Origin of the sequence: Pseudomonas sp. UBA3153 (assembly GCF_002364635.1) — a bacterium.
Taxonomy (GTDB): domain Bacteria; phylum Pseudomonadota; class Gammaproteobacteria; order Pseudomonadales; family Pseudomonadaceae; genus Pseudomonas_O; species Pseudomonas_O kuykendallii.
The window spans coordinates 135,494-158,838 of sequence record NZ_DEYR01000002.1 but is presented as its reverse complement, the minus strand read 5'-3'; the positions used below and the strand labels follow the sequence as shown (position 1 = coordinate 158,838).

Here is a 23,345-nt window from a genome sequence, read left to right as displayed (position 1 = left end):
CCGAACCTGGGCCGCGCTGCGAGACGATCACGGTGAGCCGGCAAGCCCCGACGGGGGCTTGCCGCTTGAAGCGGCGTTCTTATTGCGGGTTCGCCCGGGTGCTGGAAAGCAGCGAACCAAGGCTCGCCGCCTTCGGCTTGACCAGCCAGAACTTGCGCAGGTAGTCGTCCAGGTTTTCCGAAAGGTTGCGTCCCCATGCACTGCCGGTTTCCTGCACGTACTCGGCGAGCACGCGCTGCAGGTGGCTGCGGTATGCTTCCATCGGTTCGTTGTTGATCCGCTGGATTTCCACCAGTTCGTGGTTCACCCGGTCGACGAAGGTGTTGTCCATGTCGAGTACGTAGGCGAAGCCACCGGTCATGCCGGAGCCGAAGTTGTAGCCGGTCTTGCCAAGAACGCAGATGAAACCGCCGGTCATGTATTCGCAGCAGTGATCGCCGGTGCCTTCCACGACCGCATGCGCGCCGGAGTTACGCACGCCGAAGCGCTCGCCCGCGGTGCCGGCGGCGAACAGCTTGCCGCCGGTGGCGCCGTACAGGCAGGTGTTGCCGATGATCGCCGACTCCTGGCTCTTGAACGCGCTGCCCTTGGGCGGCGTGATCACCAGTTGGCCACCGGTCATGCCCTTGCCGACGTAGTCGTTGGCGTCGCCCTCGAGGTACAGGTTCAGGCCGCCGGCGTTCCACACGCCGAAGCTCTGCCCTGCGGTGCCTTTGAAGCGGAAGGTCAGTGGCGCCGAGACCATGCCCTGGTTGCCGTGACGGCGGGCGATCTCACCGGAAATCCGCGCGCCGATGGAGCGGTCGCAGTTGCAGATGTCCAGCTCGAACTCGCCGCCGAGCTTGTCGGAAATCGCCGGCATGGCCATTTCCACCATGCGCTCGGCGAGCAGACCCTGGTCGAACGGCGGGTTCTTCTCCACCTGGCAGAACTGCGGTTTGTCGGCCGGGATATGCTCGCTGCCCAGCAGCGGGGACAGGTCGAGCTGCGCCTGCTTGTCGGTTTCGCCTGGCAGCATTTCCAGCAGATCGGTACGCCCGATCAGCTCGCCGAGGCTGCGCACGCCCAGCTTGGCCAGCCACTCGCGGGTTTCCTCGGCGATGAAGGTGAAGAAATTCACCACCATGTCGACGGTGCCGATGAAGTGGTCCTTGCGCAGCTTGTCGTTCTGCGTGGCGACGCCGGTGGCGCAGTTGTTCAGGTGGCAGATACGCAGGTACTTGCAGCCCAGCGCGATCATCGGCGCGGTGCCGAAGCCAAAGCTCTCGGCGCCGAGGATGGCCGCCTTGATCACGTCGAGGCCGGTCTTCAGACCGCCGTCGGTCTGCACCCGGACCTTGCCACGCAGGTCGTTGCCGCGCAGGGTCTGGTGGGTTTCGGCGAGGCCGAGTTCCCACGGCGAGCCGGCGTACTTGATCGAGGTGATCGGCGAGGCGCCGGTGCCGCCGTCGTAGCCGGAGATGGTGATCAGGTCGGCATAGGCCTTGGCCACGCCGGCGGCGATGGTGCCTACGCCCGGCTCGGCCACCAGCTTCACCGAGACCAGCGCCTTCGGGTTGACCTGCTTGAGGTCGAAGATCAGTTGAGCCAGATCCTCGATCGAGTAGATGTCATGATGCGGCGGCGGCGAGATCAGCGTCACGCCAGGCACCGCATAGCGCAGCTTGGCGATCAGGCCGTTGACCTTGCCGCCGGGCAGTTGACCGCCCTCGCCCGGCTTGGCGCCCTGGGCGACCTTGATCTGCAGCACTTCGGCGTTGACCAGGTACTCCGGGGTGACGCCGAAGCGGCCGGTGGCGACCTGCTTGATCTTCGAGCTTTTCACCGTGCCGTAACGGGCCGGGTCTTCGCCGCCCTCGCCGGAGTTGGAGCGCCCGCCCAGGCGGTTCATCGCCTCGGCCAGGGCCTCGTGGGCCTCCGGCGACAACGCGCCGAGGGAAATCCCGGCGGCGTCGAAGCGCTTGAAGATCGACTCCAGCGGTTCGATCTCCTCGAGCGTCAGCGGGGCATCGGCGAGCTTGACCTTGAGCAGGTCACGCAGCATCGACACCGGACGGCTGTCGACCAGCGCGGTGTATTCCTTGAACTTGGCGAAATCGCTCTGCTGCACGGCGGCCTGCAGGGTGTTCACCACGTCCGGGTTGTAGGCGTGGTACTCGCCGCCGTAGACGAACTTGAGCAACCCGCCCTGCTGGATCGCCCGGCGGTTGTTCCAGGCTTCCTGCGCGAGCAGTTTCTGTTCGGCTTCGATATCGACGAACCGCGCACCCTTGATGCGGCTGGATACGCCGCGGAAACTCAGCGCCACGACTTCGTCGGACAGGCCCACCGCCTCGAACAGCTGCGCGCCGCGGTAGGAGGCAACGGTGGAAATCCCCATCTTCGAGAGGATCTTCAGCAGCCCCTTGGAGATGCCTTTGCGGTAGTACTTGAAGACTTCGTAGAGGTCGCCGAGCACCTCGCCGGTGCGGATCAGGTCGCCGAGCACTTCGTAGGCGAGGAACGGGTAGACCGCCGTCGCACCGAAGCCCAGCAGCACGGCGAAATGGTGCGGATCGCGCGCGGTGGCGGTCTCGACCATGATGTTGCAGTCGCAGCGCAGGCCTTTCTCGGTCAGCCGGTGGTGGACCGCGCCGACGGCCAGCGAAGCGTGCGCGGGCAGCTTGCCGGGGGCGATGTGGCGATCGGTGAGGATCAGCAGCACCTTGCCGCCGCGCACCGCTTCCTCGGCCTGGTCGGCGATGTTGCGTACCGCGGCTTCCAGCCCGATCGACTCGTCGTAGTTGAGGTCGATGATCTGGCGCTCGAAGCCTGGGCGTTCGAGGGTCATGATCGTCCGCCACTTGGCCGGCGACAGGATCGGCGTGCTGAGGATCGCCCGGTTGGCGTGGGACGCGTCCTCTTCGAAAATGTTGCTCTCGGCGCCCAGGCAGGTTTCCAGGGACATCACGATGGCTTCTCGCAGCGGGTCGATCGGCGGGTTGGTGACCTGCGCGAACTGCTGGCGGAAGTAGTCGTAGGTCGAGCGCACGCGCTTGGACAGCACCGCCATCGGGGTGTCGTCGCCCATCGAGCCGACCGCTTCCTGGCCCTGCTCGGCGAGCGGGCGCAGCACCTGGTCGCGCTCCTCGAAGGTGACCTGGAACATCTTCATGTATTGCTTGAGGTGGTCGCTGTCGTAGAACGGTGAGCCGTGGTCGTGGTCGTCCAGCGTCGCCTGGATGCGCAGCGCGTTCTCGCGCAGCCAGCGCTTGTAGGGGTGGCGCGACTTCAAGCGGCTGTCGATGTCGTCGGTCTGCAGGATCTGCCCGGTCTCGGTATCCACGGCGAAGATCTGCCCCGGACCGACCCGCCCCTTGGCGATGACGTCCTCGGGCTGGTAGTCCCACACGCCGATTTCCGAGGCGAGGGTGATGTAGCCGTTCTTGGTGGTCACCCAGCGCGCCGGGCGCAGGCCGTTGCGGTCGAGCAGGCACACGGCATGGCGGCCATCGGTCAGCACCACGCCGGCCGGGCCATCCCAGGGTTCCATGTGCATGGAGTTGTATTCATAGAAACCGCGCAGGTCGGAATCCATGGTCTCGACGTTCTGCCAGGCCGGCGGAATGATCATGCGCAGGCCGCGGAACAGATCCATGCCGCCGGTGACCAGCAACTCGAGCATGTTGTCCATGCTCGAGGAGTCGGAACCGACGCGGTTGACCAACGGGCCGAGCTCGTCGAGGTCGGTGATCGCCTCGTTGGCGAACTTGGTACGCCGCGCCAGCGCCCAGTTGCGGTTGCCGGTGATGGTGTTGATCTCGCCGTTGTGGGCGAGGAAGCGGAATGGCTGGGCCAGCGGCCATTTCGGCAGGGTGTTGGTGGAGAAGCGCTGGTGAAACACACAGATCGCGGTCTTCAGGCGCTCGTCGCTGAGGTCCGGGAAGAACGCCGCCAGGTCGGCGGGCATCATCAGGCCCTTGTAGATGATGGTGCGCGGCGAAAAGCTGCAGATGTAGTGATCGGTGTCCTCGGCATTGGCCACGGAAGAGCGGCGACGCGCGGAGAACAGTTTGACCGCGAAGGTTTCGTCCGACAGCCCCTCGCCCCCGATGAACACCTGCTCGATCTGCGGCAGACGCTCAAGCGCGAGACGGCCGAGCACGCTCGGGTCGATCGGCACCTTGCGCCAGCCGACCAGGTGCAGGCCGGCGGCGAGGATCTCGCGATTCATGTTCTCGCGAGCGGCTTCGGCGCGGGCCGGATCCTGGTTGAAGAAGACCATGCCGACCGCGTATTGCTGCGGCAACTCGACGGCGAAATGCTCGCGCGCCATCTCGCGCAGGAACAGGTCAGGCTTCTGTATGAGCAGGCCACAGCCGTCGCCTGTCTTACCGTCGGCGTTGATGCCGCCACGGTGGGTCATGCAGGTCAACGCTTCAATGGCGGTTTGCAACAGATCGTGGCTCGCCTCGCCCTGCATGTGAGCGATCAGGCCGAAGCCACAGTTATCCTTGAACTCATCAGGATGATACAGACCTGCTTTCATAGGGACTCTCACCAGGCTGCCTTCTATAACAAGGCAAAAATGCTTTCAAATACAATCAGTTACCGAACGCGCAGGACGAGTCGCCAGCTTTGCGCAGGCAAAGGGAGGTCATTGTACATATCCACCCGGACGCTCACAAATCGTTAGTGGCGTGGCAGTGAATTTTAATGTCGCAATAACGTAGGAATAAGGCGGCGAGCCGTGATAGCGCCCGCCGACTCTAACCGCCAGGAATCAGCGCGATGCGCCCATTTCCTGCTGGATGCTGGCGAAGGTTTTCGGCCACGGCTTGCCGGCCTGAACCTTGGCCGGCAGCGCCTTGATCGCCGCCTGCGCCGCCGTGCGGGAGGGGAAGCTGCCATAGGTCACCACATAGAGTGGTTTGCCCTGGAAGACCTTCTTGAAATACCGGTACTGATCGCCGTTCGCCCGAACGAACGCCTGCGCACTGCTCTCCGACGCCGAGCCGAGAATCTGCACGGTAAACGCCGTGGCCGGCTGGGCCCGATACCAGTCCGCACCCGGCGATGCCGCGCTCGCCACCGCTGCAGGCTTGTCCACCTTCGCCGTGGCGGGCGCCGCAGGCTTGGTTGCCGCAGGCGGCTTGGAAACGGCCGCGGCGGGCGGCGTGGACTTGGGCTGCGTTACCGGAGCCGGGCTCGCGGTTGGCGCGGTCACTACCGGCGGCGCAGCGACAACCGGAGGTGCAGGTACGGCGGCGATAGGCGCCGCGGCGCCCGGCTCGGGCAACGGCGCCGGACCGGGAACCTCGGTAGCCGTCTCGTCGCTATCTTCCGTAGCCGCCGCCTGAGCAAGAGGGCTGCGAATGACCGGCTGAGCCTCGCCCACCAGAGGCAACGGCAGCGGCTGGGAAGACCCCGAAAACTCGACGGCAGGATTGCCTTCCTGCGAAGCCCCCTGCTGCGCCTGCCCCGCCGGACTGCCTGCCGCCTGATCCTGAGGCGCCAGTGCAACGCCGGGAGCGGGTTCGCCTGGGGTCTTGCTGCCCTGCCCCTGCATCAACCACGCGGCCAGAACACCCACGAACACCACGACAAGGGCCAGAAGATGCTTCTTCGGCAACTTGAATGCGAAACCGGTGCGCTTGCCCGAGCCGCGCTGCGCCAGCATCGCCTCGATCAACGTCTCGCGCGCCACCTGGTTAATCGCACCCGGCCAACCTTCGGACTGGGCGTGGATATCGGCGATCTGATCGTCCGAGAGGACTTCGATTCCCTGCCCGGCGCCCTCTAGGCGGCGAGCCAGGTAGGCGCGCGTCTCCTCCTCTTCGTAGGGTTGCAGCTCGATGACGTGGAAGCACTCTTCCCCGCCGTCGCCCAGATCATCCAGACGCGCGATCAGCGAAGGCTCGCCGAATAGGAACACGTGGGCGCGGCCGTCGGCATTGCCCTGCGCCAGCGCCAGCAAGGCCTCGAGCGCATCCGGTTTGAGCGCTTCGGCATCGTCCACGAGCAGATAGACTTCCTGCCCGGTCAGCCCCAGCTGCACCACCTGCGACTGGATAGAGCGGGAATCGGCGGCCTGCATGCCCAGCCCCTGGGCCACCTGCCGCAACAGGCTGGCCGCATCCTCGGCGCCACGCGCGGAAACCACCACGCTGAGCACACTCTGCTTGTTGGTACTGGCGACCAGAGCCTGGCGCAAGAGGGTCTTGCCACTGCCTTCAGGCCCACTGACCACCAGAAGCAGCTGACTGTAACGCGCGAGGTGATGAAGCTGTCCCAACACCGGCTTGCGCTGGGCAGCGAAGAACTTGAACCCCGGCACCCGCGGTGCGAAAGGGTCGTGGCTGAACTGGTAAAAACCTAGAAACGCTTCATCGGCATGCAAACTGGTCATGAGCTCTCATTGTTCTCCGAGCTGGTCCACCAGGGCGCGGTAATTCGCGCTCAGGGTGGCGTGCAAAGTCTCATCAGGATAATCCGCCGTAACCACGGCTTCCCCCATCCGCCTCAGCAATACAAGGCGCAACTGCCCATCGAGAACCTTCTTGTCGACGGCCATGTGCTGGAGGAAATCGGCCGGGGTCATCTCTTCGGGCGGCACCACCGGCAGACCCGCCCGCTGGAACAGGCGAATCCCGCGATCGCGATCCTCCGTGGAAATCCAGCCAAGGCGCCGCGACATTTCCAGGGCCATCACCGTGCCCGCGGACACGGCCTCGCCGTGCAGCCAGGCACCGTAGCCCTTGTGAGTCTCGATGGCATGGCCAAAGGTGTGGCCCAGATTGAGGGTGGCACGAACCCCGGCCTCACGCTCGTCCGCGCCGACGATACGGGCCTTTGCCGCACAGGATTGCTCGATGGCGTACGTCAGCGCCTGCTGGTCGAGCGAACGCAGCGCATCCATATGCTCCTCGAGCCAGGCCAGGAAACCCTCGTCGCAGATCAGGCCGTACTTGATGACCTCGGCCAGGCCGGCGGAAAGCTCGCGCGGCGGCAGCGTGGTCAGCGTCGAGGTATCGATGAGCACGGCATTCGGCTGATAGAAGGCGCCGATCATGTTCTTGCCGAGCGGATGATTGATCCCGGTTTTCCCGCCCACGGATGAATCGACCTGCGACAGCAGCGTGGTCGGCACCTGGATGAAATCGACGCCGCGCTGATAGCAGGCCGCTGCAAAACCAGCCATATCGCCGATCACGCCTCCACCCAAGGCGATCACAGTGCAACGGCGATCGTGCCGGGCGGAAAGCAGGCCGTCGAAAATCAGCTGCAAGGTCTTCCAGGTCTTGAACGCCTCCCCATCGGGAAGAACGATGGCTGTCTGTGCGTAGGCAGCCAGTGCACGCTGCACCGATTCGAGATAAAGCGGCGCGATCGTCTCGTTGGTAACGATCGCCACCTTCTTGCCCGCAACATGACGGGCGAACAGTTCACCCTGAGTGATGAGCCCGGCGCCAACGTAGATGGGATAACTGCGATCAGCGAGGTCGACGTGAAGAGTCTGCATGAGGCCCCCGTAAAAAAGGCCAATAGGATAGCGCATCCGGCCGTAGTTTAATCCGGCCGCAACGCCTGCAAGCGCTCGAGTATTTCCTGAACGACCATCCGCGGCGGGCGCTGGTCGGTTTCGATGACGATATCGGCAATCTCGCGATAAAGCGGGTCCCGAATAGCCATCAGCTCTCGGAGCACCTTGCCAGGGTCGGAAGTGCGCAGAAGCGGACGATTCCGATCCCGGGCCGTACGGTTCAACTGCTGCGCAACAGAGGTGAAGAGATAAACGACATCGCCCCCAGCCTTAAGGACGGCGCGGTTGTCATCGCGCAGCACCGCTCCGCCGCCTGTCGCCAGCACCACGCCATTGAGCTCGCAGAGCTCCGCAAGCATCGAGCGCTCCCGCTCGCGGAAGCCCGGCTCGCCCTCGACATCGAAAATCCAGGGTATGTTGGCGCCACAGCGCTGCTCGATTTCCTTGTCGGAATCCTTGAAGGGAAGCCGCAGCTCTTTGGCCAGAAGCCGCCCGATGGTGCTTTTCCCAGCACCCATCGGGCCAACCAGAATCAGATTGCGCACAGCATCAACGACCCACTGCAATAGCCTGATTGTTCATGATGCGCGGAGTGAGGAAGACCAGCAGCTCGGATTTGGAGTCCTGCACTGTGTCGCGACGGAACAGTCGTCCGAGGTAAGGCAGGTCACCCAGGAAAGGGACTTTCTCGGTGCTCTTGGTTTGGGTGTTGGAAAACACGCCGCCAATTACAATTGTCTCGCCGTCACTCACAAGGACCTTGGCATTCACCTCATTCTTGTTGATGGCGGGAACACCATTTGACGCCTCCGCATTGGTGAAGTCAGGCGCATCCTTGTTCACCTTCACCTCCATGATTACCCGATTGTCGGGGGTAATTTGCGGAGTGACTTCCAGCGATAGCGCTGCTTCTTTAAACGAGGTACTGGTGGCACCGCTGGAGCTGGCTTCCTGATAAGGCACTTCAGCGCCCTTGAGGATGCGAGCCGTTTCCTTGTCGGAAGTAACGACCTTGGGCTGGGATACGATTTCGCCGTTACCGGTCGCTTCCATAGCGGAAAGCTGCAGGTCCAAAATCACGTTGTTCGTAATGAAGCCAATACCTATCCCGGAAGTGCTGTTGCTAGCACCCAAGTCGACAAATGGGACAGGGCTGCTACTGGAGCTAGAGCCAGAGCCAGAACCAGCGCTGCTAGTAGGCAACGTACATCCACCGGCAAAGGGACCACACCCACCCGTTCCACTTTCATTGATACCAATGTTTCCGTTCTGCCCGTAGCCAGTCCAGTTGCCTTTGCTCAAGGCACCACCCCAGCGAACACCCAGCGCCTTATCGTAATCGACGTTTGCCTCGACGATCCGCGCCTCGATCATGACCTGCCGTACGGGGATATCCAGCTGGGTAACGATTCGACGAAGCTCATCCAGACGCTCTTGAGTCTGATAGGCAATGATGTTGTTGGTGCGATCGTCCACGGTGATCGAGCCACGCTCGGGCGTAGAAGCCGCGCCCGCTTCGGAGCTGGTTACCGACTGGAACAGTTTGGCGATGTCAGACGCCTTGGCGTAGTTCACCTGGATCAAATCCCGACGTAGCGGAGCCAGTTCGGCGATTTGTTTTTGCGACTCCAACTCCTGACGCTCCCGAGCCGCGATCTCATCAGCCGGCGCGACCAGAAGCACGTTACCGATTTGACGTTTGTCCAGCCCTTTGGTCTTCAATACCAGATCAAGCGCCTGATCCCAGGGCACGTTCTGCAACCGAAGTGTGATGCTGCCCTGAACCGTATCGCTGGCCACGAGGTTCAAATCGGTAAAGTCGGCAATCAGCTGAAGTACCGAACGAACGTCAATATCCTGAAAGTTAAGAGACAGCTTTTCACCCGAGTAGGTGAATCTATCGCTCTTACGCTGCTCAACCTCCTCTTTTGCCAGCGGTTTGATACTGATGGTCAGCTTGTTATCAGTCTGATAAGCAAGATAATCGTAAAAACCCGTAGGCTCGATATTGATGCTGGTTTGGCCACCCTGTGTACTCGCACTTACAAACTGTACGGGGGTTGCGAAATCCTTGACATCCAATCGCACTCGTAGCGACTCGGGCAACTGGGTATTCGCGAAGTCCAGACGAATTTTTCCGCCCTGCTCCTGAATGTTCGGACTTACCGTTGGATCGGAGAGTGCAATAACCACATTCCCTTCGCCCTGATCACCACGCTGGAAATCGATCCCACTGATGGCCTTACCGGCCGGAGCGAAGGTTTTCGAAACAGGAGCAGCAGGCGCTTTGGAGCTGACAGGCGTCTGGACGGCGACCGGCTGGGGAACGGGAGCACCAAGAGCCCCTTCACCCACCACGACATACAGGTTATTGCCTTCAGCACGAGTGCTGTAGGGCACGAGAGTCGCCAGATTAACGATCAGACGCGTGCGGTCCTTCACCTCGACGACAGTGACGCTTCGCGCGTTGCCTACGCCGAGCTCCTTGTTCTTGGCACCCAACTTACTGCTGACACCGGGCAGATCGAGCGCAATACGGGCCGGTTGTTCGATGGTGTAACCGCGCGGGACTGGAACAGGCTCGTCAAAGGACAGCTTCAGCTCGACACGATTGCCCGGCAACGCCGCGACATCCAAACCCTGGAGATTGGCCGCCAACACTTCAGGCGCAATCAGAGCCGCCAACATTGATAGAGCTAGGCGCGAAAGTTTGCTGTTCATTCTCTGATTCCGTTGTGCTGACTGGCAATAATTCTTCATATCCCTGTCCCTATGAGCGTTCTTTTAGGGCCAGGCTACGCGGCCTTTCCAACCAGCCACCCTCTCCGTCTGGAACGACTTCCACAACTTCGATCGCGTTCTCGTTGATGGCCACAATCCGTCCGTTGTTTCTTCCGAGGTAATCCCCTACACGAATTCGATGGACTCCACCGGCACCCCGGACCAAGGCAAACATCCCACCCTCGTTGGAAAGCGTGCCGACCATTTCGAACGTTTCGATATTGAAGCCTTCAAGGAACTGCTTGACCCGTGTTTCGTCCGGCTTGATGTCCTTGGAGCCCTTCTGCTGCCGAGCCAGATCGATCTTCACCGGCGGCTGGAATGGACTGCGCATGGCAGCAGCGCTGTAGGTGAAGGCCTCGTAGGGCTGAAATTTGGGCAACGGCTCGATAGAACCCTTCGGCCTCGCGCGAACCTCGTCCATGTAGTTCTGCAAATCGCTGAAGTCGTTGCTGACACCGCAACCCGCGAGAACCAGCACCAGAGCGGTGCCTACAAAAAGATGGGGGCTTTTCATTTCTGTACCCCGGTCTCGTTGTAACGATAGGTCTTGGCCAAGATGCTCATGCGCAACTTGTTGGGGCTGGCAGCGTTCACCGGCTTGATGTCGAAATCGTGCAACGTGACGATCCGCGGCAAGCTGGCGACACCGCTCACGAACGTCGCCAAATCGTGATAAGCGCCCACTACCGTAATTTGTATGGGAAGTTCGATATAAAACTGCTGCGCGGCCTCCGGAAGCAATTTGATCTCCTCGAATTCCAGCCCGCTGCCCAGCCCAGTGCGCGTAATGTCCTCAAGCAAGCCAGGGACTTCAGTATCGCTGGGCAACTGCCTGAGCAGGGCGCCGAAGGAAACTTCCATTTCCTTCATTTGCTCCTTGTAGGCTTCCAGGTTGGCGGACTGGAATGCCTTGCTGGAGAACTGCTCCTTCAACGTCAGCTCTTCGCTACGCTGCTGATCGAGATCGGCCTGAAGATCCTTGAGATGGAAGTTGTAACCAAGCGCCAGAACCGCAACCAGGAGCAGGAAACAGGCTATCGCCTTGACTGGCGCCGGCCATGAACCCAGGTTGTTCAAATCCAGATCGCCCAGATCCACCTTGCGCAAACTAGCCAGGGAATCGGCAAGACTCATTTCGCGGCTCCTTCCACATCAGCTTTCGGCTGGGTCTGCTGCACCGTCAGCTGGAAGACGTTCGCCTGGTCAACTTCCCCGGCGGTCACAGCCTTTACTTCCGTGAGGTTAGGCGCCGTGAGCCATTGCGAGGAATCCAGATTGCGCATCAGGTTGGAGACCCGATTGTTGGATTCAGCAGCCCCGGTGATAGCGATCGTCGAGCCGTTCATTTTCAGTTCGGTGAAATACACACCTTCCGGCAACGTACGAACAAGCTGATCGAACACTCGACCGATGATCGGACGATTTCCCTGCAGGTCCTGAATGATCTTCATCCGCTCGAGCAGTTGCTGGCGGCGGGTCCTCAGCTCTCTGATCTCCGCGATCCTTGCATCAAGCAGGGAGATTTCCGTGCGCACATAGTCGTTGCGGGCACGCTGGTTCTCTATCGCGGAATCCAGATACTGGGAGGCCAGAAAGACCGCGCCACCAGCCACCAACAAGACACCACCCAAGGTAACGAGGAAGCGCTGCTTGCGCTCTTCGCGAAGCTGCTCGCGCCAAGGAAGTAAGTTGATCCGTGCCATGTCAGTCGAAACTCCTCATCGCCAGACCGCAGGCGATCATCAACGCCGGCGCATCACTGGCCAGGGCACCCGCGTTGACTTTGCCGCTCAGGGCCATATCGGCGAAGGGGTTGGCGACCAGCGTCTGAGTGCCGATTTTCTGCTGGATCAAACGATCCAGATCGGGAATGGAGGCAGTGCCACCGGCCAACATGATGTAGTCGACGTCGTTGAACTGACCCGCGGCGAAGAAGAACTGCAGGGAGCGGGAAACCTGCTGGACCACGGCCTCCTTGAACGGCAGCAACACTTCGCTTTCGTAGTCATCCGGAAGGCCGCCCTGCTTCTTGGCGAGGCCAGCCTCCTCGACCGACAGGCCATAGCGACGCTGGATTTCCTCGGTCAGCTGGCGCCCACCGAAAAGCTGCTCACGGGTATAGATGGTGCGGCCATTGTGCAGCACGCTGAGGGTGGTCATGGTGGCGCCGATGTCCACCACGGCAACGGTCATCTCGTCCCGTTCGCCCCCCAGTTGCTCGGCGAGAAGACCATAGGCACGCTCCAGCGCATAGGCTTCGACGTCCACGACCTTGGCCGTGAGACCGGCCAACGCCAGCGCCGCCTCACGGACCTCGACGTTCTCCTTGCGGCAAGCAGCCAGCAGCACTTCAACCCGCTCGGGATTGCGTACCGAGGTGCCCTGAACTTCGAAATCGATGGCAACTTCTTCCAGCGGATAAGGAATGTACTGATCAGCCTCGATCTTCAGTTGATTTTCCAACTCGTCATCGTTGAGACCCGATTCCATTTCGATCGTCTTGGTGATGACTGCGGAGCCGGCCACGGCCACTGCAACGGCCTTCACGCCGGTCTTTGCCTTGGCTGTCACACGAGCGAGCGCCTGCCCCACGCCCTCGAGTTCGGCGATGTTCTTTTCCACTACGGCGTTTATCGGGAGCGGCTCGACGGCATAGGCCTCTACTTTGTAGCGGCCACCTGAGCGACTCAGTTCGAGGAGCTTTACCGAGGTCGAGCTGATATCGATCCCCAGCAGCGTATTCGCTTTCTTGGTGAAGAGCCCTAGCACGTCCGATTTCCTATTGGCATCCGCTACTTACGGACTATTTATGTTTTTTCACATTAAATAACAGTCTTGACAGAAGCGCAAATGGCTCCCCGGCAAAAAAACCGCTTATAATGTGAACGGCTTTCCGCTTTCCGCTTCGCCTTCTGCTAACTCATTCTTTTATCTGGAAAACCAAGCATTTGATACGCCTGCTGAAATTCTTCTGGTGGTCTTGCGTAGCCGTTTTCTGTGGCCTTTTGCTTGGTCTCAGTGGCGCCTTTCTTTATCTGAGCCCAACCCTCCCTTCCGTGGACTCACTGCGCAGCATCCAACTGCAGATTCCGCTGCGTGTGTACAGCAGCGACGAGAAGCTGATCGCCGAATTTGGCGAGATGCGGCGTACCCCCATCCAGTTCGCCGACATCCCCAAGGACTTCATCCAGGCACTCTTATCCGCCGAGGATGACAACTTTGCAAACCATTATGGCGTCGACGTCAGCAGCCTGATGCGCGCCGCCTCTCAACTCTTGAAGACCGGCCATATTCAGAGTGGCGGCAGCACCATCACCATGCAGGTGGCGAAGAACTACTTCCTCACCAGCGAGCGCAGCTTCTCGCGCAAGATCACCGAGATACTGCTCGCGCTGCAGATCGAACGTGAGCTGAGCAAGGACGAAATCCTCGAGCTCTACGTCAACAAGATCTACCTGGGCAATCGCGCCTACGGGATCGAAGCCGCCGCTCAAGTCTATTACGGCAAATCCATCCGAGACTTGAGCCTCGGGCAGATGGCGATGATAGCCGGTCTTCCGAAGGCGCCCTCGCGCTACAACCCACTGATGGACCCGGTGCGCAGCAAGGAGCGGCGCGACTGGATCCTCGGGCGCATGTTCCGCCTCGGCAAGATCGACGAGTCGCGCTACAAGGCCGCACTGGCCGAACCGATCGATGCCCGTTATCACGTGCAGACGCCCGAGCTGGCCGCGCCCTACATCGCGGAAATGGCCCGCGCGGAGATGGTCGGCCGCTTCGGTAGCGCCGCCTACACCGACGGATTCCGCGTCACCACGACCGTGCCGAGCGACCTGCAACTGGCGGCCAACAAGGCGGTGCAGGACGGACTGATCAGCTACGACCAGCGCCACGGCTATCGCGGCCCGGAAACCCGCTACCCGAACATGACCCGCGAGGCCTGGCTCCAGGAACTGCCCAAGTACCGCACGCTGGGGAGTCTCGAGCCGGCAGTGGTCAGCCAGGTGGAGAGCAGCGGCATCCTCGTGCTGACCCGCGACGGGAAAGAGGAAGCCGTCGCCTGGGACAGCATGAAATGGGCCCGCCCGTTCATCAACAGCAACAGCATGGGCGCGCGCCCGCAGAAGCCGGCGGACGTGGTGCAGGTGGGCGACCTTGTTCGCGTACAGCGCCAGGAAGACGGCAGCCTGCGTTTCAGCCAGGTGCCGAGCGCACAGAGCGCGCTGGTCTCGCTGGACCCGAACAACGGCGCCATCCGCGCCCTGGTCGGCGGCTTCGCCTTCGAGCAGAGCAACTACAACCGCGCGGCCCAGGCCAAACGCCAGCCGGGGTCCAGCTTCAAACCCTTCATCTATAGCGCGGCGCTGGACGCTGGCTTCACGCCCGCGAGCCTGGTGAACGACGCACCGATCGTCTTCGTCGACGAGTACCTGGACAAGGTCTGGCGGCCGAAGAACGACACCAATACCTTCCTTGGCCCGATCCGCCTGCGCGAAGCGCTGTACAAGTCGCGTAACCTGGTCTCCATCCGCCTGCTGCAGACCATCGGCATCGACTACGCCCTCAACTACGTCAGTCGCTTCGGCTTCAACAAGCAGGAGCTGCCGCGCAACCTGTCGCTGGCGCTGGGCACGGCCAACCTGACGCCGATGGAAATCGTGACCGGCTGGAGCACCTTCGCCAACGGGGGCTACAAGATCCAGCCCTACCTGATCCAGCGTATCGAGAGCCGCGACGGCGAGGTGCTGTTCACCGCCAACCCGCCGAGCGCAGCAGCGGCCACGCAGGATGCCGAGCCGCGCACCCAGACCGCCGAGGAAGCCACCGGCGGCAGCGGCACGGACGAAGCGAAAGACCCGCAGGCACCCGCCGTCGCCGAGCGCATCGTCGACCCGCGCACCACCTACATCCTTACCAGCATGCTGCAGGACGTGATCAAGCGCGGCACCGGCCGGCGCGCCCTGGCGATGGGACGCGGCGACATCGCCGGGAAGACCGGCACCACCAACGAATCCAAGGACAGCTGGTTCTCCGGCTACAACGCCGATTACGTGACCAGCGTCTGGGCCGGCTTCGACCAGCCGGAGACCCTCGGCCGCAGCGAATTCGGCGGCACCGTGGCATTGCCGATCTGGATGAGCTACATGAGCGCCGCGCTCAAAGGCAAGCCGGAGCACGCGCCGGCGGAACCGGACGGGATCATCTCCCTGCGCGTCGACCCTGTCAGCGGGCGCGCCGCGCCACCGGGATCGCCCGATGCCTACTTCGAGCTGTTCAAGAGCGAGGACTCGCCGCCGCCGATGAGCGAGATCGAGCCCGGTATGAGCGCGCCGGGTAGCCCGTTGCCAAGCGACGAAGCGGCGCCGATCGACCTGTTCTAGAACGCTCCCGACGCAAAAAGAAAACCCCGCCTAGGCGGGGTTTTTCTTCGTTGCCGAAGACTCAACCGAGGAACACGTCATCGACGCTCTTCAGCGGGTAGTGCTTCGGATAAGGCAGCGTGGCGACACCGGTTTCCACGGCGGCCTTGGCCACCGCCTCGGAAATCACGGTGATCAGGCGAGGGTCCATCGGTTTCGGGATGATGTACTCGCGACCGAAGCTCAGGGCGATGCCGCCGTAGGCGTCGCAGACTTCCTGCGGCACCGGCAGCTTGGCCAGGTCACGCAGGGCCAGCGCGGCGGCGATCTTCATCTCCTCGTTGATGCGCTTGGCGCGCACGTCGAGGGCGCCACGGAAGATGAACGGGAAGCCGAGCACGTTGTTCACCTGGTTCGGATAGTCCGAACGGCCGGTCGCCATGATCACGTCGTTGCGCGTGGCATGGGCCAGCTCCGGGGCGATTTCCGGGTCCGGATTGGAGCAGGCGAAGACGATCGGGTTGGCCGCCATGCGCGCCAGGTCTTCCGCCTTGAGCAGGTTGGCGCCGGAAAGACCGACGAACACGTCGGCGCCGTCGAGGGCGTCGGCCAGCGTGCGCTTGCCGGTCTCGTGGGCGAACACCGCCTTGTACTGGTTGAGGTCGTCGCGGCCGGCGTGGATGACACCCTTGCGGTCGATCATGAAGATGTTCTCGACCTTCGCACCCATGCTCACCAGCAGCTTCATGCAGGACGTGGCGGCGGCGCCGGCACCGAGGCAGACGATCTTCGCTTCGGGCAGGGTTTTGCCGGCGATTTCCAGGGCGTTGAGCATGCCGGCGGCAGTGACGATGGCGGTGCCGTGCTGGTCATCGTGGAACACCGGGATATCGCACTGCTCGATCAGTGCGCGCTCGATCTCGAAGCACTCGGGCGCCTTGATGTCCTCGAGGTTGATGCCACCGAAGGTGATCGAGATGCGCTTGACGGTGTCGATGAACGCCTGCGGACTTTCCGCATCGACTTCGATATCGAACACGTCGATACCGGCGAACCGCTTGAACAGCACGCCCTTGCCTTCCATCACCGGCTTGGAAGCCAGCGGGCCGAGGTTGCCCAGACCGAGAATCGCGGTGCCGTCGGAGATCACCGCGACCAGGTTGCCCTTACCGGTGTACGTGTAGGCCAGTTCGGGATCGCGGCCGATCTCGCGGACCGGCTCGGCAACGCCGGGGCTGTAGGCCAGGGCCAGGTCACGGGCTGTCGCGGTGGGCTTGGTCAGCTCGACGCTGAGCTTCCCCGGGCGCGGCAGTGCGTGGTATTCGAGAGCGGCAGTTTTAAGGTCTGACATGTCGGATTTCCGCTTTTTTTGCTAGTGAAAACAGGCTGGCGGCCGAGGATACGCGTGAAGATAGTGCCGAACAAGACTGCCCGGTCAGCCTTCCGGAGCTCTCTAGCAAGGGCTTTTCACGCCACGCGGACGCCAGTGATTCGCGCTCAGGGCAGCGCCTGGAGCATCGCCGGATGGCTCACTGCCAGCAGCCAGCGCGCCTGCCCGGACCTGAGTGCAGCACGCCGCGCACGATCCACCACCCAGCCACGCACCTCGACCTGCCGACCGACCAATGCCTCTAGCGCCGTGGGGTCGAACTGGGCGTTCCACTTCGGCTCGATGCGCAGGACCAGCGGGCCTTCGAGCTCGATCCAGAGCCCGCCGCGGTTGTGCTCGACACCCTTCACGCGGGCCCTGACCAGCGCGAAGCCGGCGGCCCGCAGCTGTGCCGGCGCCTGGACCGGCGCCTTGCGCCATAGCCCCAGGCCGGACGCGCGCGCCGTACGCTCCGCGGCCTGCTGGCAGACCAGCAGCCCGTCATTGGGCGCGATGGCGACCTGATATCCCAGCCCCTCGGCGAGCAGGCGCTCCTCGAGATTCAGCCCGCGACTGTCGAACACGTTCGCCAGGGTGCGCCCGTAGCGATCCTTCGCCTCGCGCCCGGGCTGCACGATCACGCGACCGTCGCTGGCGGCCACCAGCGCCTCCAGGCGCCGGCGCGCCGCCTCCGCGAAGGCTTCGGCGGGTCGTCCGTCGCGGCCCAGTTCGGGCGCGTTCAGACCGATCAGGCGCACGCTGCGCCCATCGGCGAGGCGCAGCGTGTCGCCATCGACGACGCGACGGACTTCGACGGGGTGCAGCGACTGGGGAGGTGCGGGACAGGCCGCGAGCGACGGCAGAACAGCCGAGGCAGAAACGAAAAAGGCGCCCACCAGGGACGCCTTTTTCAACAGCTCCGGAAAACCCATGGGCCTTCCTTGGCAGTTCGCGCTTACTTGGCGCCGAACACGCCGAAACGCTGCTTGAAGCGGTCGATACGGCCGCCGGTGTCGAGCACCTTTTGCTTACCGGTGTAGAACGGGTGGCACTCGGAGCAAACGTCCAGGCTCAGGTTCTTGCCCAGCGTGGAGCGGGTCTTGATGACGTTGCCGCAGCTGCAGGTGGCGTCGATCTCGACATAATTCGGATGGATATCGGCTTTCATGGTGTATTCCTCTGTGTCTGGCGTGCCGCCACCCGACCCTATGTCGAGTACCGCACGGAAACGAGCCGCGGAATATACGCCCGACGTCGAAGGCCTGCAAGCGGCGAACCTCGCCGTCCGTCAGCGGAAAACATGTGCGAGCACGCGCGGGATCGGCGACTGGAGGTCGCGGACTGCTAAGATCGACGCCGCCCAAATCCAAGGACCCGCGCGTGCCCGAACTCATCCTCCGCCTCGCCCTGCCCTCGCCGCTGCGCCGCCTGTTCGACTACCGCGCACCACTGGGCGCGACGGCCGCGAGCCTGCAGCCGGGCATGCGCGTGCGCGTGCCGTTCGGTCGGCGCGAGGTGGTCGGCATCCTCGTCGAGGTCAGCGAAACCAGCGAGGTCCCGGCGGACAAGCTGCGCCCGGCGCTGCAGCTGCTCGACGAGCAGACGCCGATGCCGCCGGCGCTGTTCAGGCTCTGCCTGTGGACCGCGCAGTACTACCAGCACAGCTTGGGCGACACGCTGAGCTGGGCGTTGCCGGTGCTGCTGCGCCAGGGCGAGCCGGCGGAAGCGCGGCAGGAGCGCTTCTGGCATGTGGCCGAAGGCGCCCGGCTCGACGACCCGCGCCTCACCCGCGCGCCACGGCAGCGCGAGGCATTGCGCACCCTGGCGCAGCACGCCCACGGCGTCGCGCATTCCCTGTTGAGCAAGCTCCAGTTGAACCGCGACAGCCTGGAGCTGCTGCTGGAGAAGCGCCTGGTCAGCGTCGAAGTGCGCCGCAGCGCACCGATGAAACGCGCCGGCGGCTGGCTGGCGCAGCCGGAACTGCCGCTCAATCCCGAGCAACGCGCCGCCTGCGAGGCGATACGCTCGAGCTTCGGCGGCTTCCAGGCCTTCCTGCTGGCCGGTGTCACCGGCAGCGGCAAGACCGAGGTCTACCTGCAACTGATCCGCCAGGCGCTGGAAGCCGGCAAGCAGGTGCTGGTGCTGATACCGGAGATCAACCTCGGCCCGCAGACGCTGGCGCGCTTCGAGCAGCGCTTCAACGCGCGGATCGCCCTGCTGCACTCCAGCGTTAACGACCGCGAACGCCTGGACGCCTGGCTCGCCGCCCGCGACGGCGAGGCCGACATCGTCATCGGCACGCGCTCGGCGCTGTTCACCCCGCTGAAGCATCCGGGGCTGATCATCGTCGACGAGGAACACGACGCCTCCTATAAACAGCAGGAAGGCCTGCGCTACCACGCGCGCGACCTGGCGCTGGTACGCGCGCGCCAGGACAACGTGCCGATCGTCCTCGGCTCGGCCACGCCGTCGCTGGAAAGCCTGCACAACGCCCACGCCGGGCGCTACGGCCTGCTGCGCCTGACCCAGCGCGCCGGCGGTGCAAAGCCGCCGCGCTTCCTGCGCCTGGACATCAAGAGCCGGCCGCTGGACGCGGGCATCTCCGCGCCGCTGCAGCAGGCCATCACGCAGACGCTGGAGGCCGGCCAGCAGGTGCTGGTGTTCCTCAACCGCCGCGGCTTCGCGCCGACCCTGCTCTGCCACGACTGCGGCTGGATCAGCGCCTGCCCGCGCTGCGACGCGCGAATGACCGTGCACCAGCGCTCCAACGAACTGCGCTGCCACCACTGCGGCCATGTCGAGCGGCGTCCGGCGAACTGCCCGAAATGCGGCCTGGTCGACCTGCGCCCGCTGGGCACCGGCACCGAGCGCGCCGAGGAGCGCCTGGAAATCCTCTTCCCGCAGTACCCGGTGCTGCGTATCGACCGCGACAGCACCTCGCGCAAGGGCGCGATGGACACGCTGTTCAGCACCATCCAGCGCGGCGAACCGTGCCTGCTGGTCGGCACGCAGATGCTCGCCAAGGGCCACCACTTCCCGCGCGTCACCCTGGTGGCGATCCTCGACGCCGACGGCGGGCTGTTCTCCGCCGACTTCCGCGCCAGCGAGCGCATGGCGCAGCTGATCGTCCAGGTCGCCGGGCGTGCCGGCCGCGCCGAGGAGCCGGGAACGGTGATCATCCAGACCCATCTGGCCGACCATCCGCTGCTGGTGCAGCTCACCGAGCAAGGCTATTTCGCCTTCGCCGAGCAGGCCCTGAGCGAACGCCGCGCCGCCGGCCTGCCGCCGTTCGCCCACCTCGCGCTGCTGCGCGGCGAGGCGCACAAACCCGGCCAGGCCGAGGACTTTCTCGACCAGGCCTGCAGCGAGGCCGAGCACCTGCTCGAGGAATTGCAGCTGAGCGGCATCGAACTGCTCGGCCCGGTGCCGGCACCGATGGAGCGCCGCGCCGGTCGCTACCGCGCGCAACTGCTGCTGCAGGCCAATGCGCGCGCGCCGCTGCACCGGCTGATGAGCGTCTGGCTGCCGCGCCTGGAGCAACTGCCCAGCGGCCGCGCGGTGCGCTGGTCGCTGGACGTGGACCCGATCGATCTGTTCTGACGAAAGGCATATCGCCCGCGCAGCCGAGGCTCGGTGTGCATGGCGCACCCTACGTCCTCGCGCCCGGCTCCTGACTGCCTCTATAATCCGCGGTTTTCGACCCGCCAAGGCCGACCGAGCAGACTATGAAAGACACGATTCGCCAGCTGATCCAGCAAGCCCTGACACGCCTCGTCGCCGACGGCGTGCTGCCCGAGGGTCTTACGCCGACGATCCAGGTGGAGAACAGCAAGGACAAGACCCACGGCGATTTCGCCAGCAACATCGCCATGATGCTGGCCAAGCCGGCGGCGATGAAGCCGCGCGACCTTGCGGAAAAACTGATCGCCGCGCTGCCCGCCGACGAGCAGTTGGCCAAGGTGGAAATCGCCGGGCCGGGCTTCCTCAACTTCTTCCAGAACAGCGACGCCCTGGCCGGGCGCCTGGAAGCGGCGCTGGCCGACGCGCACCTCGGCGTGCGCAAGAGCGGCGCGGCGCAGCGCGTGGTGGTCGACCTGTCGGCGCCTAACCTCGCCAAGGAAATGCACGTCGGTCACCTGCGTTCGACCATCATCGGCGACGGCGTGGCGCGGGTACTGGAATTTCTCGGCGACGAAGTGATCCGGCAGAACCACGTCGGCGACTGGGGCACCCAGTTCGGCATGCTGCTGGCGTTCATGCAGGAGCAGCCGGTGGGCAGCGACGCCGAGCTCTCCGACCTCGAAGGGTTCTACCGCGCGGCGAAGAAGCGCTTCGACGAATCTGCCGAGTTTGCCGACCGCGCCCGCGAGCTGGTGGTCCAGCTGCAGGCCGGCGACGCCGAATGCCTGCGCCTGTGGCACCGTTTCAACGACATCTCCCTGAGCCACTGCCAGAAGGTCTACGACCGCCTCGGCGTGAAGCTGAGCATGGCTGACGTCAAGGGCGAGAGCGCCTACAACGACGACCTCGCCCAGGTGGTCGCCGACCTCGACGCCAAGGGCCTGCTCACCGAAAGCGAAGGCGCGCGCTGCGTGTTCCTCGACGAGTTCAAGAACTCCGAGGGCAACCCGCTGCCGCTGATCGTGCAGAAGGCCGGTGGCGGCTACCTCTACGCCACCACGGACCTCGCCGCCACGCGCTACCGCGCCGGCGTGCTGAAGGCCGACCGCGCGTTGTACTTCGTCGACCAGCGCCAGGCGTTGCACTTCCAGATGGTCTTCGCCGTGGCCCGCCGCGCCGGGTTCGTGCCGCCGAGCATGCAGCTCGAGCACATGGGCTTCGGCACCATGAACGGCGCCGACGGCCGTCCGTTCAAGACCCGCGACGGCGGCACGGTGAAGCTGGTCGACCTGCTCGACGAGGCCGAAGAACGCGCCTACGCGCTGGTCAAGGGCAAGAACCCCGAGCTGGACGACGCCGAACTGCGCCAGATCGCCCACGCGGTGGGCATCGGCGCGGTGAAATACGCCGACCTCTCCAAGCACCGCAGCAGCGACTACAGCTTCAACTTCGAGCAGATGCTCAGCTTCGAGGGCAACACCGCGCCCTACCTGCTCTACGCCTACACCCGCGTGGCCAGCGTGTTCCGCAAGCTGGGCAAGGGCTATCACCAGTTGGATGGGCGCATCGTCCTGCAGGCCGAGCAGGAACTGGCGCTGGCCGGCAAGCTGGCGCAGTTCGGCGAAGTGCTCGGCAACGTCGCCGAGAAAGGCGTGCCGCACGTGCTGTGCAGCTACCTGTACGACCTTGCCGGGCTGTTCTCCAGCTTCTACGAGCATTGCCCGATCCTCGCCGCCGAGGACGAGCAAACCCGCCAGAGCCGTCTGCGCCTTGCCGCGCTGACCGGGCGCACCCTCAAGCAGGGCCTCGAACTGCTGGGCCTGCAGACCCTGGAGCGCATGTAAGTGGCGGCAAAGAAGAAGGCTCCCCCCAAGCGCGGCGCCAGCCGCTACCAGGCCCCCAAGAAGAAACCCATTCCGGGCTGGCTGTGGCTCGCCTGCGGGTTGGCGATCGGCGCCTTCGTGGTGCTGCTGATGAAGCTCGAGCCCGGCGACGACAAGATCAAGCGGGTCAAACCCGAGGTCGCGCAGAAAGCCGCGCAGAAGGCCGCCGCCGAAGTCGCCGGCCCGGTGAAGCCGAAGTACGACTTCTACACGCTGCTGCCCGAGTCCGAAGTGATAGTGCCGCCCGACTCGATGCCGGCCACGCCGCCCGCCACCCCGGTGACGCCCGAGCAGGCGGCGAAGATCGATACCGCGCGCGCAGAGGCAGCACTCAATGGCCAGGTGCCTCCGCCACCCCCGCCGGTCGCCGTGCCCGCGCCGAACACGCCGGCGAACGCGACGACGGTGGCCAAGGCGCCGCTGACCACGCAGTACTTCCTGCAGGCCGGCTCGTTCCGCAAGCAGGCCGATGCCGACCGGGTGCGCGCGCAGATCATCCTGCTCGGCCAGGCGGTGCAAGTGGAATCCGGCACCGTGCGCGAGGAAGTCTGGTACCGCGTGCTGGTCGGTCCGTTCGCCAGCAAGGAGCAACTGGCCGGCGCGCAGAAGCAGCTCTCCGCCAGCGGCTTCGGCAACCTGCTGCTGCAACAGCGACAGGTGCGCTGAGGCCGGAACGCTTCAGGCGCGCCGGGCCGGCGCGCGGGCTGCAACGCCGTTCCCGATCGAGGGACGGCTTGAAGCCTCTGCTTCGCGCCCCCATATGAATCTCCATTCGGGCAAGAATGCCCCGCTGCGTGGAGATGTCC

Annotated in this window: 16 protein-coding genes; 4 read left to right on the top strand and 12 right to left on the bottom strand. The window is 63.9% G+C overall.

Annotated elements, in window-relative coordinates:
* Positions 1 to 79: 79 nt before the first annotated feature.
* From gltB to B2X67_RS00905, 9 genes are all read right to left on the bottom strand, one after another.
* Complete coding sequence (gltB, locus tag B2X67_RS00945) at positions 80 to 4,528, bottom strand: glutamate synthase large subunit (protein WP_286784321.1); 4,449 nt, start codon at positions 4,526 to 4,528, stop codon at positions 80 to 82.
* Positions 4,529 to 4,762: 234 nt separating this feature from the next.
* The gene (locus B2X67_RS00940) at positions 4,763 to 6,388 is read right to left on the bottom strand and encodes an SPOR domain-containing protein (protein WP_286784320.1); all 1,626 of its coding nucleotides are present in this window, start codon (positions 6,386 to 6,388) and stop codon (positions 4,763 to 4,765) included.
* A gap of 6 nt (positions 6,389 to 6,394) precedes the next feature.
* A complete protein-coding gene (gene aroB / locus B2X67_RS00935) occupies positions 6,395 to 7,501 on the bottom strand; it encodes a 3-dehydroquinate synthase (RefSeq protein ID WP_286784319.1) in 1,107 nt (368 codons plus the stop codon).
* 47 nt (positions 7,502 to 7,548) lie between these two features.
* Positions 7,549 to 8,067, bottom strand: a complete 519-nt coding sequence (gene aroK, locus B2X67_RS00930) for a shikimate kinase AroK (RefSeq protein ID WP_282342787.1) — start codon at positions 8,065 to 8,067, stop codon at positions 7,549 to 7,551.
* Between the two features lie 4 nt (positions 8,068 to 8,071).
* Complete coding sequence (pilQ, locus tag B2X67_RS00925; RefSeq protein WP_286784318.1) at positions 8,072 to 10,243, bottom strand: type IV pilus secretin PilQ; 2,172 nt, start codon at positions 10,241 to 10,243, stop codon at positions 8,072 to 8,074.
* A gap of 49 nt (positions 10,244 to 10,292) precedes the next feature.
* A complete protein-coding gene (gene pilP / locus B2X67_RS00920; RefSeq protein WP_090225670.1) occupies positions 10,293 to 10,820 on the bottom strand; it encodes a type 4a pilus biogenesis lipoprotein PilP in 528 nt (175 codons plus the stop codon).
* Positions 10,817 to 11,440, bottom strand: coding sequence for a type 4a pilus biogenesis protein PilO (pilO, locus tag B2X67_RS00915; protein WP_090225668.1), 624 nt, complete (start codon positions 11,438 to 11,440; stop codon positions 10,817 to 10,819). The genes pilP and pilO overlap by 4 nt, the downstream gene beginning before the upstream one ends.
* Positions 11,437 to 12,009 carry a PilN domain-containing protein gene (locus B2X67_RS00910; protein WP_090225667.1) on the bottom strand — a complete coding sequence of 191 codons (573 nt, stop codon included), beginning with the start codon at positions 12,007 to 12,009 and terminating at the stop codon, positions 11,437 to 11,439. The genes pilO and B2X67_RS00910 overlap by 4 nt, the downstream gene beginning before the upstream one ends.
* Position 12,010: 1 nt before the next feature.
* Positions 12,011 to 13,075 (bottom strand): pilus assembly protein PilM, encoded by a 1,065-nt coding sequence (locus B2X67_RS00905; RefSeq protein WP_090225665.1) that lies wholly within the window; start codon positions 13,073 to 13,075, stop codon positions 12,011 to 12,013.
* 182 nt (positions 13,076 to 13,257) lie between these two features.
* Between B2X67_RS00905 and B2X67_RS00900 the strand changes: the two genes are divergently transcribed.
* Entirely contained in the window at positions 13,258 to 15,687 is a 2,430-nt protein-coding gene (locus B2X67_RS00900; protein WP_286784341.1) for a penicillin-binding protein 1A, read from the top strand.
* A 61-nt stretch (positions 15,688 to 15,748) separates the two neighbouring features.
* Here B2X67_RS00900 and B2X67_RS00895 read toward each other — a convergent pair whose 3' ends face one another.
* The 3 genes from B2X67_RS00895 to rpmE all read right to left on the bottom strand — a co-directional run bounded on the left by B2X67_RS00895 (position 15,749) and on the right by rpmE (position 18,203).
* The gene (locus B2X67_RS00895) at positions 15,749 to 17,017 is read right to left on the bottom strand and encodes a malic enzyme-like NAD(P)-binding protein (protein ID WP_090225663.1); all 1,269 of its coding nucleotides are present in this window, start codon (positions 17,015 to 17,017) and stop codon (positions 15,749 to 15,751) included.
* A 146-nt stretch (positions 17,018 to 17,163) separates the two neighbouring features.
* Positions 17,164 to 17,967, bottom strand: a complete 804-nt coding sequence (locus B2X67_RS00890; RefSeq protein WP_286784317.1) for a thermonuclease family protein — start codon at positions 17,965 to 17,967, stop codon at positions 17,164 to 17,166.
* 23 nt (positions 17,968 to 17,990) lie between these two features.
* Positions 17,991 to 18,203, bottom strand: a complete 213-nt coding sequence (gene rpmE / locus B2X67_RS00885; protein WP_003459015.1) for a 50S ribosomal protein L31 — start codon at positions 18,201 to 18,203, stop codon at positions 17,991 to 17,993.
* A gap of 212 nt (positions 18,204 to 18,415) precedes the next feature.
* Here rpmE and B2X67_RS00880 point away from each other — a divergent pair, with 212 nt between their 5' ends.
* From B2X67_RS00880 to B2X67_RS00870, 3 genes are all read left to right on the top strand, one after another.
* Complete coding sequence (locus tag B2X67_RS00880; protein WP_286784316.1) at positions 18,416 to 20,635, top strand: primosomal protein N'; 2,220 nt, start codon at positions 18,416 to 18,418, stop codon at positions 20,633 to 20,635.
* A 125-nt stretch (positions 20,636 to 20,760) separates the two neighbouring features.
* Positions 20,761 to 22,500, top strand: coding sequence for an arginine--tRNA ligase (gene argS / locus B2X67_RS00875; protein WP_286784315.1), 1,740 nt, complete (start codon positions 20,761 to 20,763; stop codon positions 22,498 to 22,500).
* Entirely contained in the window at positions 22,501 to 23,205 is a 705-nt protein-coding gene (locus B2X67_RS00870; protein ID WP_273232689.1) for an SPOR domain-containing protein, read from the top strand.
* Positions 23,206 to 23,345: the final 140 nt, after the last annotated feature.